This window comes from Candidatus Erwinia haradaeae (assembly GCF_900698925.1).
GTDB lineage: Bacteria > Pseudomonadota > Gammaproteobacteria > Enterobacterales > Enterobacteriaceae > Erwinia_E > Erwinia_E haradaeae_I.
The window spans coordinates 336,685-350,346 of sequence record NZ_LR217713.1 but is presented as its reverse complement, the minus strand read 5'-3'; the positions used below and the strand labels follow the sequence as shown (position 1 = coordinate 350,346).

Annotated in this window: 9 protein-coding genes; 1 reads left to right on the top strand and 8 read right to left on the bottom strand. The window is 34.8% G+C overall.

The window, feature by feature from the left end:
- Positions 1 to 41: 41 nt before the first annotated feature.
- Together ftsL and rsmH are read right to left on the bottom strand one after the other, a co-directional pair.
- Positions 42 to 338 (bottom strand): cell division protein FtsL, encoded by a 297-nt coding sequence (gene ftsL / locus HACICURV3402_RS01040; protein WP_232037511.1) that lies wholly within the window; start codon positions 336 to 338, stop codon positions 42 to 44.
- Positions 335 to 1,276: a 16S rRNA (cytosine(1402)-N(4))-methyltransferase RsmH gene (gene rsmH, locus HACICURV3402_RS01035; RefSeq protein WP_157992516.1), complete on the bottom strand. Its 942-nt coding sequence runs from the start codon at positions 1,274 to 1,276 to the stop codon at positions 335 to 337. The genes ftsL and rsmH overlap by 4 nt, the downstream gene beginning before the upstream one ends.
- 1,571 nt (positions 1,277 to 2,847) lie before the next feature.
- On the opposite strand from rsmH, the gene HACICURV3402_RS01030 reads away from it, so the two are divergent.
- The gene (locus HACICURV3402_RS01030; protein ID WP_157992515.1) at positions 2,848 to 4,191 is read left to right on the top strand and encodes a UDP-glucose dehydrogenase family protein; all 1,344 of its coding nucleotides are present in this window, start codon (positions 2,848 to 2,850) and stop codon (positions 4,189 to 4,191) included.
- A 129-nt stretch (positions 4,192 to 4,320) separates the two neighbouring features.
- On the opposite strand, the gene tldD is transcribed toward HACICURV3402_RS01030, so the two are convergent.
- The 6 genes from tldD to fabZ form a co-directional block, all read right to left on the bottom strand.
- Positions 4,321 to 5,772 carry a metalloprotease TldD gene (tldD, locus tag HACICURV3402_RS01025; RefSeq protein ID WP_157992895.1) on the bottom strand — a complete coding sequence of 484 codons (1,452 nt, stop codon included), beginning with the start codon at positions 5,770 to 5,772 and terminating at the stop codon, positions 4,321 to 4,323.
- 340 nt (positions 5,773 to 6,112) lie between these two features.
- Positions 6,113 to 7,075 (bottom strand): acetyl-CoA carboxylase carboxyl transferase subunit alpha, encoded by a 963-nt coding sequence (accA, locus tag HACICURV3402_RS01020; protein WP_157992514.1) that lies wholly within the window; start codon positions 7,073 to 7,075, stop codon positions 6,113 to 6,115.
- 12 nt (positions 7,076 to 7,087) lie between these two features.
- Entirely contained in the window at positions 7,088 to 10,570 is a 3,483-nt protein-coding gene (gene dnaE / locus HACICURV3402_RS01015; protein WP_157992513.1) for a DNA polymerase III subunit alpha, read from the bottom strand.
- Between the two features lie 555 nt (positions 10,571 to 11,125).
- Positions 11,126 to 12,271 carry a lipid-A-disaccharide synthase gene (gene lpxB, locus HACICURV3402_RS01010; RefSeq protein WP_157992512.1) on the bottom strand — a complete coding sequence of 382 codons (1,146 nt, stop codon included), beginning with the start codon at positions 12,269 to 12,271 and terminating at the stop codon, positions 11,126 to 11,128.
- Between the two features lie 3 nt (positions 12,272 to 12,274).
- The gene (lpxA, locus tag HACICURV3402_RS01005; RefSeq protein WP_157992511.1) at positions 12,275 to 13,063 is read right to left on the bottom strand and encodes an acyl-ACP--UDP-N-acetylglucosamine O-acyltransferase; all 789 of its coding nucleotides are present in this window, start codon (positions 13,061 to 13,063) and stop codon (positions 12,275 to 12,277) included.
- A gap of 3 nt (positions 13,064 to 13,066) precedes the next feature.
- Positions 13,067 to 13,522, bottom strand: a complete 456-nt coding sequence (gene fabZ, locus HACICURV3402_RS01000; protein ID WP_157992510.1) for a 3-hydroxyacyl-ACP dehydratase FabZ — start codon at positions 13,520 to 13,522, stop codon at positions 13,067 to 13,069.
- Positions 13,523 to 13,662 lie beyond the last annotated feature (140 nt).

Genomic DNA, 13,662 nt, shown 5'->3' with positions numbered 1-13,662 from the left:
ATTAAATAAAAAAATCTAATTTTTAAATAAAAAATCTACATCTAATTAGAAAAGTAATTATTCATTAGCATTGAGCTAGGGCTTACAAGTTCATCTGAATGATATTTTGATAATGCATTTTCCTCAAGAATTAAATTCCTCCATTCAGTATCCAATACATCACATTCTAAAATTAATCTCTCACGTTGTGTAATGCTTAAGCGTGTTTTATATGCAGTGATAACTACAAAAAAAGAAGATGCGACCACTACAATTAACAAACACATTGGAATCTTACTATAACGTACAAGATCCATAGCAATAACACTTGATAAATTACATCTCGTAGATCTAGTCACAAACCTATACACTCTGCTAAACGAAGCATAGCACTACGTGCGCGTGGATTGTCCAATGCCTCAATTTTACTTGCCTTAATTTTTCCTAAATTCTGAAGAGAGGGATGATATAAATCCCTGAACTCCCTCTCTATTAAAGGACATCGAGAAGGAATTTGTAATCCACGACTATTCTTACGTATGAATTGTTTAACTATACGATCTTCCAGAGAATGAAAAGAAATAATGGATATGCGTCCTCCTATTTTTAGGCTGCCCAATATTCCTTTCAGTGCTTGTTCTATCTCTTGCAGCTCATTATTAACCCAAATTCGAATTGCCTGAAAACTTCGTGTTGCTGGATGTTTACGAAGGCGTCTAGATGGAACAACAGAACAAATAAGATTCGCCAGTTCCTTCGTTCGCGTTATCGGACAGATTTTATTTCTTTGTACAATGGCATGAGCAATTCGCCACGCAAAACGCTCCTCTCCGAAAGTTTTAAGCACAAAATAAATCTCGCTTTCTTTTGCATTCATTAATTTTTTATCTGCTGATTGTCCATATACTGGATTCATCCTCATGTCTAGTGGACCATCTCGCATAAATGAAAACCCTCGTAAAGGGTTATCAACTTGCAATGATGACATACCAAGATCTAGAATAATACCATCAATTTTTCTTGTCAATCCACGTTCTTCAACATACTTGCCTATCATTGAAAACTGACCATTAATGATTGTAAAACGTGAATCAGTAATTTGAGACGCAATAGTCACCGCCTCAGGATCCCGGTCAATCGCATATAACTTCCCTAATTGACCAAGTCTATCTAAAATTAAACGCGAATGCCCTCCACAACCAAAAGTTCCATCAATATAAACACCATCTGATCTAATATTTAGACCATTCACAGCCTCTTCTAATAAGACTGGTATATGTTTCAAAGTATCCTGCATAGCGCTCTAATCTTTAATCTTATATTAATCCAATGGAACTAGGTCGATAATTAGTCGATATCAATTATCAATTCTATAATAAAATTATTTAATATTACATCTGTTATTCTACTACTCATCATTATTCTAATTTCTCAAAATTATCTTGTTACTTCTTTATATATCTCATATGAAGAATTTTATGCTAAAAACACAAGACGAATAAATTAAAAAAATCTACACTCTAAAATAAAACAAGTGTCACGCAATAATCTAGCTAAATTTCATTTTTTATAAAACAATTCAAATATGCCTCTCTCACAATATACAACATTATAACTGCATTTAAGACATACAAACACCTTAATTACAAGAATCATCACTGATAATTGCCTAAAAAAGAAAATAAAATAAAAAATACAGAGTAATACTGACCATATCTGTACAACACATCTTCTACTTACTACACATGCATATCTTCAGATGTTTTGAAAACTCACTATAAAAACATGAGCAAGGTGTCTCCTGATTATATTATACGATCTAGAAAAATCACAAGACAATAGCTAATAATATTATTATAAGAAAATAATGTCTTACATAGTTTTTTCTAAAAAATAATTAATATTATATACACATTAAAAATGTAATGATATGAAGATCATAGGACAATAAGCTCTTAGAGATCAAAATCAAAAATTGAGACCCCAATAAACAATAGAAAATACAAATCTCTACATAAAATTAGAATCTATCTCTTTATAACACATTACCAGCCACCATTAAAATTCTAATAACTATAATAAATATATAAAACTTCCTAAGGTAATATAAAAAACTAATTAGATTATACCACTAAAACAATATACAAATATTATTTTAAACGAACTCTATAATATACTAAGTTACCAGCCAATATCTATTTTAAAAACAACCTATATATTAAATCCATAACTCCTCCCATCACCAATCAAATAATCTTGACAAAATTAATAAAAAATAGAAAGACTTTGTTATATAAAATGATTAAGCTCCATAAAACTTTAAATCTTATTGAGCTGAACAAGTTATATTATATAGTTTTATATAAACTTTATTATAAAGATATATCTACTATCAAATCAATCTTGTAGAACAAGCATTAAACTGATCTTAATAATATTAATTAAACATATCATCTTCTAGATAGACAGAATAATCATTCAAACGTATACAATTAGAATATACTTAATATACATACGTTAAGACACAATAACATATGCAGACAAGATCGCGCTGATAGTGAAAATGACCTAAATCATTATTATACAAACTAAATTCTTAATATCTGGAAAAATAAAAAATCATAGATCTACCCTTAAATTAAATCATCCATATTGAATCTTCAAAATTGCGTAAATGATCGCTAATGTAAACACACTATAAATAGATAAAAAATCAGAAAAGAGTACCAATAATTCTTCTTCCCAGAATAACACGAGTCACTTAGCTAATACTCATGTCAAAGATTTCACAATATGATATATAGATTAAATCCTAACCTAATATGAAATATATAATAAACGAACATATTTAACACACTGGAATAGTAAATGAAAGTTACAATCTTTGGTATTGGTTATGTCGGACTTGTTCAGGCTGCAGTCCTAGCTGAAGTAGGACATCATGTATTATGTATCGATGTTGACGCTAAAAAGATTGAAAATCTAAAACAAGGGATTCTTCCTATATTTGAGCCAAACTTATCCACGCTGATAACAAAAAATGTTAAAGAAGGCCGATTATGTTTCTCTACCCAAGAAAAAAAAGGAGTAAATCACGGACTAATTCAATTAATTACCGTTGGTACACCATCAGATTCAAATGGCTTTACCGACTTACAATCTATCAATTCTGTCGTACATTCTATTGCAAAATACATGGAAGACTATAAAATGGTGCTGAATAAATCCACTGTTCCAGTAGGTACTACTGAACAAATGCGGGATATAATGATCAATACCATAAAAAAACGTGGTGTAAAATTAAATTTTGATATAGCTTTTAACCCTGAATTCCTCAAAGAAGGAACGGCAGTCACAGACTGCGTAAATCCAGACCGCATTATTATTGGTACCGATAATAAACTGGTACTTAAATTAATCTATGAACTTTATTCCCCTTTTATTCAAAATAGAAATTTTATAATTCTTATGGATATACGGAGTGCTGAGCTCACAAAATATACAGCTAACTGCATGTTAGCAACTAAAATTAGCTTTATCAATGAAATCTCCAACCTAGCAGAACGCCTTGGCGTTGATATTGAAAATGTACGACAAGGAATTGGTTCTGATTCACGGATCGGTTCCTCATTTATTCAGCCTGGCTGTGGTTTTGGAGGGTCATGCTTTCCAAAAGATATCAGAGCCTTAATAAGAGCTTCAAAAGACATTGGCTATCATCCTCGTCTACTCCAAGCTGTAGAAGATGTTAATATTTCTCAAAAAAATAAATTACCTGATCTGATTAAACAACATTTTGGAAATTCTCTTCACGGAAGAACTTTTGCCGTATGGGGTTTATCATTTAAACCCAATACTAATGATGTACGTGAAGCCCCAAGCAGAATACTAATGGAAATGCTATGGAGTTCTGGAGCTAGTATTCAAGCATTTGACCCAAAATCAATGGATGAAATAAAACTTATTTATGGTTTGCGAAACGACCTTAAACTAGTGACAACTAAAGAGCTAGCACTTGAGAATGCAGATGGACTTATTATTTGTACTGAATGGGATGATTTCCAAAATCCTGATTTAAACCTAATTAAAAAAACTCTCAAAGAATCTGTAATTTTTGATGGTCGCAACTTATATGATCCAGAAATAATTCAAAAAGAAGGTTTAATTTATTACGGCATTGGTAGAGGATCATCTAATAGAAAGAAATGTTAAATATCCTTCGAGTTAAACATGGATATTAATTAACTATATGTTTGAAAAAATTACATATGAATGCAAATTAATTAATTTCATTAACTAAAAATCACCTTCTGCTTTAACAGAAGAATTTTTTCTAAAATTTTATATATTCAAACACCCCCCTACAGTGAGGTTGTCTATCTTAACAGTAGGTTGACCCACTCCTACAGGAATATTTTGTCCATCTTTACCACAAACCGCTACTCCTGAATCTAAATGTAAATCATTTCCAACCATTGAAATGGCCTGCATAACCTCAATACCAGAACCAATAAGGGTGGCTCCTTTCACTGATTGTCTAATTACCCCATTTTTAATCAAATAAGCCTCTGAAGTAGAAAAAGAAAATTGACCAGAAGTAATATCTACTTGCCCCCCATGGAAATTAGGTGCATATAAACCATATTCAACACTTTCAATAATTTCTTGAGGAGTATAATCTCCAGCTAACATATAGGTATTAGTCATACGAGGCATGGGTAGACAAGAGTAAGACTCACGACGACCATTACCAGTTGACTCTGAACCCATTAATCGTGCATTTAACTTATCTTGCATATATCCTTTCAAAAAACCTTTTTCAATCAAAGTCGTGTATTGTCCTGGTACTCCTTCATCATCAACAGAAAGAGAGCCTCGCAGGCCATACTTAGTCCCATCATCTACCACAGTACAACATTCAGATGCTACTTGCTGCCCTACTCTACCACTAAAAATAGATGTACCAAGACGATTAAAGTCACCTTCTAGACCATGCCCAACTGCTTCGTGAAGTAAAATACCAGGCCATCCTGACCCTAAAACAACAGGAATCGACCCAGCAGGCGCCTCTAGTGCATATAAATTTACTAATGCCATACGAACTGCTTCGCGCGCCCAAACTTCAGCCCTAACCTCATTGTCGACATTCTCTAAAAAGAACTCGTATCCAAAGCGTCCTCCGCCTCCACTAAAACCCCTTTCTCGTTTTCCACGGTCTTCCACTTGAACGCTAATTGATAAAAGAACTAAAGGACGAATATCAGCTACTAACGTTCCGTCAGTAGCTGCAATTAACACCTGCTCATATACACCTGTGAGACTAGCAGTAACTTGGCGAACACGTTCGTCGGTTAAGCGAGCGACATTGTCAACCTGATGTAACAATAAAACTTTCTCATCACATGTTAAACTACTAAGCGGATCCACAGATAAGTATCGTGCAGGAAAAACTTGCTTCCCTAAAACATGGCATTGTTTATTGCCTTGTTCAGACACAATATTGCGCGCTGCCTGAGAACTCTTTTGTAACGCATCTAATGTAATTTGATCTGCATAGGCAAATCCGGTTTTTTCACCTCTGACAGCGCGTACTCCTAATCCCTTCTCTAGGCCATAGGCACCATCTTTAATCATCCGATCTTCTAACACCCATGATTCCTGGTATCTAGATTGAAAATATAAATCACTGTAATCCATCTCTTTCTCAAAGAGATAACCAAGAATAGAAGTGAGGTCATGGTGACTCAGGTTATTCTCAGAAAGAAGCTGATCATTTAAAAAATGAACATTCATAAGTGCTCGCTTATTAATATAATTCATATCAATTATACTAATTATACAATAGATCAAATTATACAATAGATCAAATCACATTAAAGTGATACGGCTAATAATACAATGAATTAATCAATTATTCTGACTACATAAATATATTATACTACTCTTATACTATTATATCAGTAATCTTTATGCAAACTAACCCATAAACTTAAAAATACGATTATTTCATACAAATATCAATAATCTTTTAATATTCGGATCTAATTAATACTATAAACATACTTCATAATATGAAGATATACTATATTGACATATTAAAATATCTAATTCTAGAATTTATTCTAGATATTCATTAGCAATAAGAACCATAACCCATCAATCTCTCATATCGACGATCTAGTAATTGTTTTATACTAAGAACATCTAAATCATTTAAATCAGATAAAAGCTGATCTTTAATTGCAGAACTGATCTGCAACAAATCCCGATGAGCACCTCCTAACGGCTCAGGGACAACAGAATCGATAAGATGTAACTCCTTTAAACGAGAAGCAATGATAACCATCACTTCAGCAGCTATTGGTGCCTTATCGACGTTTTTCCATAAAATAGACGCGCACCCCTCAGGAGAAATGACAGAATATGTACTATATTGCAACATGTTAACCTTATCACCAACACCAATGGCTAAAGCTCCACCAGAACCTCCTTCGCCAATAACTGTACAAATCACTGGCACAGAAAGACTAGACATCTTTCTAAGATTACAAGCAATAGCTTCCGCTTGACCACGCTCCTCAGCACCTACACCAGGATATGCGCCGGGTGTGTCAATAAACGTGATAATTGGCATCTTAAAGCGTTCAGCCATCTTCATCAAACGTAACGCCTTTCGGTACCCTTCAGGCGCGGGCATACCGAAATTACGACGTATTTTTTCTTTAGTCGTGCGCCCCTTTTGGTGACCAATTACCATTACAGGGCGTCCAGAAAAACGAGCAATACCACCAACAATAGCTTTATCATCACCGTAAGCACGATCTCCTGCTAGTTCATCAAAATCAGTAAATACAGTATGTATATAATCTAATGTATATGGGCGCAGTGGATGACGTGCCAGCTGTGCAATTTGCCAAGCACCTAAATTAGAAAAAATCTTACGTGTAAGTTCAAAACTTTTATTACGTAAACGCTGCACCTCTGCATCTAAACGTATATTTTCTTGCCTGTCATTACAGGCAACAAGCTTGAGGGAATCAATTTTTGCCTCCAGCTCTACAAGAGGCTGTTCGAAATCTGGATAATGAAGACTCATAGTAATCCTATATTAATCAAACTCTAATTCCACCTGTTTGAGCCCTACCCATGCACGGAGATCATTTAATAACTGATCGCTAACTGAGACATTCCAGTCTTTACCTAGACATAATTTGACTCGAGAATCTCTGTTCTGATGATAGAGATGAACGGGTATATTTCCTGAGCTATATGGTAACAATCGATGATCTAGACTCTGCACAAGATTGTCATTTATTTTCTTATCAGTTAACAAGATTGCCAGACCACGTATGTATCGTGTACGAGCCATATTAATATCTATGATATCCCTTGCTATCATTTTGATCTTTCCGTTAAAATCATCCGCTATAACTTGTCCACTAACAATTAAGATACGATCCTTCTCTAAAAACTTCTTGAATTTATCTAAAATATCTACAAATAAAATTACTTCCAAACGTCCTGAAGAATCATCTAGAGTACAGATCCCCATACGATTTCCACGTTTTGTAACTATGATACGAGTTGCTACAACCAAACCAGCAACAATCGTTATTCTTCCATCTCTGGTTACCTCTATATCTTTTAAGCATTTTTCTCTAACATAATGCTTAAGTTCTTGTAAATACTGGTTAATTGGATGACTAGTTAAATAAAGACCTAGAACCTCTCGTTCAGCCTCAAGCTGCATTTGTTCCGACCACTCTGGTACATCTAACAGCACTTTTTTAACTCGATTTGGAGTTGCCGTAAGTATTCCAAACATATCAGATTGTCCCATAGAATCTGCCTTAGAACTCTGATGAGCAGCTTTTAATGCATCTGGTAACACGCTGATTAAAGCAGCTCTATGTAAACCTAAACAATCACAAGCACCAGATAAAATTAATTTTTCTAAAACCCGTCGATTAATCTTTCTTGTATCAATGCGAGAACAAAATTCAAATAATTCATTAAAAGAACCCTTCTGATTACGCGCATTTATAATTGCCTCTATTGGACCCTCTCCTATACCCTTGATCGCACCAATACCATACACAATTTTTCCTTCATCATTAACATAAAAATAATACAAACCAGAATTAATATCTGGTGGAAGAACTTGAAGACCTATTCGCCAACATTCATTTACTAAAGTAACTATTTTATCTGTGTTATCCATATCAGTATTCATGACTGCCGCCATAAACTCAGCGGGATAATGCGTTTTTAACCATAACGTCTGATACGAGACCAAAGCATAAGCCGCTGAGTGTGACTTATTAAAACCATATCCGGCAAATTTTTCTACTAGATTAAAAATTTTAATAGCTAATCTACCATCTATACCATTCGCTTGTGCACCTCTTTCAAAACCATCGCGTTGACGAGCCATTTCATCTGGATTTTTTTTCCCCATAGCTCTACGAAGCATGTCGGCATCACCTAAACTGTATCCAGCTAAAACTTGAGCTATCTGCATTACTTGCTCCTGATACAGTATAATTCCATAAGTGGATTCAAGAACAGGCTCTAACAACTCATGCTGCCATTGTTCATCTGGATAAGAAATCTTTTCCAAACCATGCTTGCGGTTGATAAAATTATCAACCATGCCACACTGTAAAGGACCCGGGCGAAATAAAGCGACTAATGCGATAATATCTTCAAAACAATCAGGTTTTAATCGTTTAATCAAGTCTTTCATTCCATACGATTCTAACTGAAAAACAGCGGTAGTCTCGGCATGTCTTAACATATCAAAACTTCTTTCATCATTAAGATCAATAGAAGAAATATCAATTGGCTGCACATGATTTTTTATATGATTCACATTAATCATTGCTAACGTCCAATCAATAATAGTTAGTGTACGTAGACCAAGAAAGTCAAACTTAACTAAACCAGTATATTCTATATCATTTTTATCAAACTGAGTGACTGGATAATTACCAGATGCGTCACAATATAATGGTGCAAAATCAGTAATTTTTGTAGGTGCAATAACCACTCCACCCGCATGCTTTCCAGCATTACGTGTAACACCTTCTAGTTTTTTTGCCATGTCAATAAGCAGTTTGACCTCTTCATCTGACTTATAAAGAGCTAATAAATTAGAGGAGGATACAAACGCTTTTTCTAATGTTATTCCAGGATCTGCTGGCACCATTTTTGAGATTCGATCAACAAAAATATAAGGATGGCCAAGAACTCGTCCTACATCACGGATAACCGCTTTCGCAGTCATAGTACCGAAAGTAATAATCTGTGAAACTGCTTTACGACCATACATCTCTGCTACATGTTCAATTACTAGATCTCGTTTTTCCATACAAAAATCAACATCAAAATCAGGAAGTGAAACACGTTCTGGATTGAGAAAACGCTCAAATAGCAAATTAAACTCTAATGGATCTATATCAGTGATTTTTAGAGAATAGGCGACTAAAGAACCTGCTCCTGACCCCCTACCAGGACCAACCGGAACACCGTTATCCTTAGACCATTTAATAAATTCCATAACAATAAGAAAATAACCAGGAAACCCCATCTGATTAATAACCTGGAGTTCAGTTTGCAACCTCTGATCATATTTCAAACGACGATCAGAACGAACTTTTTGCTCTGGAAATATAATATTTAACCGCTCTTCTAAACCTTCTTTAGATTTTAAAACAAGAAAATCCTCCGTGGTCATAGAACCCGTTGGAAACTTTGGTAGAAAATATGAACCAAGTTGAATTGTAACATTGCAGCGACGAGCAATTTCCACACTATTTTCTAACGCTTCTGGAATATCTGAAAATAATATACACATCTCCTTTTCAGTTCTTAGATACTGTTGAGCGCTATATAAACGAGGACGCTTCTGATTTTCTAAAGTAAATCCATTTTGGATAGCCACGCGAATCTCATGAGCCTCAAAATCTAATTGAGAAATAAAACAAACCTCGTTGGTAGCAACAACAGGAATGCCTGTTTGTACTGCTAACTCCACTGCAGCATGTAAATATATTTCTTCATTTATTCGTCCAGTTCTAATCAATTCCAGGTAATAACAATCAGGGAAATATTTCTGATAAAAATTAGTAGATTCTTGAACCTGTCTTTCATTTCCGCGTAACAACATTTGACCAATTTCACCCTGAAGACCACCAGAAAGCAAAAGAATACCTTCCCGGTTCTCGACCAACCAACTGCGTTTAATTATTGGACCCTGACTCCCATAACCACGCAAATAGGCACGCGAAATAAGAAATTTAAGATTTTGATAACCCTCATTGTTAGTAGCTAATATAGTAATTTGCGAAAGATTACTACCCATAAGCTCACTACTCATTTTAAAATCAGCACCAATAATTGGTTTGACACCTTTCTTATGTGCAGCATTATAAAATTTAATTAATCCAAAAAAATTAGTAAAATCTGTAATACCAACAGCAGGCATACCTAGTTTTGCTACAAAATCTACTAATGTTCCTATTTTAGCTAATCCATCAATTATGGAGTAGTCGCTATGGACCCGCAAATGAACAAAATGAGGCTCAGGCATCTTGATTCCAGTTTAAAATTAAGACGGAATTATAGAAAAAATGCACATGCATGAATTATATTCTAATGTCCTTATTCTTTGAGTTTATATGGTAAAATTATAGATAAGAATGTTGACACAAGTAGCACTATGTTTCCAGAAAGCTTCTCTGTAAAATACATAAATATTACCTGTCTTAAGATAAGTCACTAATAGATGTGATTCTTATAAATATTGGGACTCGGATGTAAGCTAGAATTAGACTACAATATATATCATTGTATTAAAATACTACTCTCATAAATACAATATGTATTACTACATCATAAACATGTAAGCCATTTATCCATCTGTGTTGAAAAAAGTTATTCTCATCCAGATTGATAAAAAATTTTATATTTATAATGTAAATTATATCTCCTTTTCTATATAATATATAAAACAGTTTAGGATAACAATTAGAAAAAATATTAAATGTATTCTACTTAAAGAATAAAGATTAGAAAACAAAATCTGCGTTATCAAATAAAAATAAAACAATAATGAATGTCTCTCTAAATATTAATAAAAAATTTTTTATTTACACAACTCTAGCACTGCTTTCGCCGCATTTTCATTAGAGTTCTGTCGAATTGTCTGATGTAACTCAGTAAAGGTAGTTAATAAAAAAGGACATATCTTCGGATTAATAAGAAAAGGATCCAGAGCAGCTGCAAGGTGTTGTGGTTGACACTTCTCTTGTAATAACTCTGGGACCAAAGTAGAATTAGATAATAAGTTAGGAAGTGAGACGTAGCTAGTTTTTACTAAACGCTTAGCTAACCAAAACGTAAAGGGTTTCATACGGTAGCTTACTACCATCGGACATTTTGCTAACATACATTCTAACGTAGCTGTTCCAGAAGCTAATAAAGCAACATCACTGGCTTGCATAGCCAGTGATCCTTTACCATCTAAAAAATGCACTTGTAATTTAGGTGCTACTCGATCCTTAATTCTTTTAAATTGCAAACGTCGCTGCGTGTTAACTAACGGTGCTATAACTTGAAGATTTGGATACTTTTCCTGCAAAATTATTGCTGTTTTCAGAAAATCTTCACTTAACATATCAACCTCAGCACTACGACTACCTGGTAATAAAGCTAGACATAAAGAAGCTGAATCAATGCCAAGCTCTTCTCGTATAGACAACTTATCTGGCTTGATAGGAATCAAATCAGCCATGGGATGACCAATAAAACAACAAGAAACATTCCAGCGATCATACAAAGCTTTTTCAAATGGTAATAATACCAAAACAAGATCCGTTACACGACCAATAGTAACAATACGTTTTTGTCTCCACGCCCATAACGATGGGCTAACATAGTGAATCGTACGAATCCCCTTCCTTTTAAGACGGCCTTCCAAGGTGAGATTGAAGTCCGGTGAATCAATACCAATAAATACATCAGGTTGCAAAAGAATAAGACGACGTGTCAAATCACGTCGAATGTATAATAAACGACGCAAACGTCCTACAATTTCCACAACTCCCATAACTTCTAATTCTTCCATGTCATACCATGCCAAACATCCCTCAGACTTCATTAGAGGACCAGCTACACCTATAAAACGCACATTAGCATGTTTTTCTTTTATCGCCCGCATAAGTCCTGCACCGAGCATATCACCAGAAATCTCTCCAGCAACAAGAGCAATAGTTAAGATATTATTCGACATAACTTAACGAATCAAACCTCTAGTAGATCGAGCAAAAAAATCGTAGAATGGCTTAACCTCCGGATGTAAATCTGCAATACGAGCAATCTCTGGCTTGACTGTATCTAATGTCTTACCACTTCGATACAGTATCTTATATGCAGAACGAATCGCCTGTAACGCATCTGTACTGAATCCATGGCGTTTTAATCCAACAATATTGATCCCGAAAGGCCTAGCATGATTACCTTGTGCAATAACATAAGGAGGCACATCCTGGGTTACACCAGAACATCCACCGACCATAACATAAGATCCAATAATACAAAATTGATGCACCGCTGTCATACCTCCAATGATTGCAAAATCATCGACGCTCACATGCCCAGCTAGTGTCGCATTATTAGCTAAAATACAATGATTACCAATGACGCAATCATGAGCAATATGCGCATTTACCATCAACAGATTATCATTACCAATACGCGTTATCCCATTTGATTGTGTAGTTCCGCGATGAATTGTAACACTTTCACGAATATGATTACGATCGCCAATTTCCACTCTTGTTGGTTCACCAGTATATTTTCGATCCTGATTGACTTCACCTACTGAAGTGAATGACCATAAAGTATTATTTTTTCCAATACAGGTATGACCATTGACTACAACATGGGATTTTAGCACCGTACCTTCCCCAATACTAACGTGAGAACCAATAATACAAAAAGGATGAATCTGAACACCTGCACCAATCACAGCACCTGCCTCAATAATTGCACTGGGATGAATAACGGCCGTAGCATCAATCACCAGCTAAACCTCCCGGCTTCGGGCACACATCATGGTTGCTTCGCAGACAATTTTACCATCCACAGCAGCCCACCCTTTAAAACGCGTTAATCCACGACGGGTTTTTTCAAAAGTCACCTCCATAATCATCTGATCACCTGGCACAACAGGTCGTTTAAATCGTGCTTCATTAATACCAGCAAAATAATAAAGCTCCCCTGGCTTTAATTGACCAACACTTTTAAATGCAAGAATACCAGTGGCTTGAGCCATAGCCTCAAGAATTAAGACACCTGGGAAAATAGGTTTACCAGGAAAATGTCCCTGAAAAAACGGTTCATTAACTGATACATTCTTAACTGCTCGGAGATACTTGTTTTTTTCAAAGTCAATGACTCGGTCAACTAGTAAAAATGGATAACGATGTGGTAATAGTTCAATAATCTCTTCAATTTTTAGAGTATGAGTTTTAGTATTCAAAATACTCTTCCTGTCCTGAAAAATCTTATGGCTGGAATAAGACGACCTGTAATAATTTATTTTTCTTTAGGCCGAAAATCATGTCTAGACCTCATACTTTTATCTCTTTACATGTGTTTTATTAAAAATTGATCATGTTG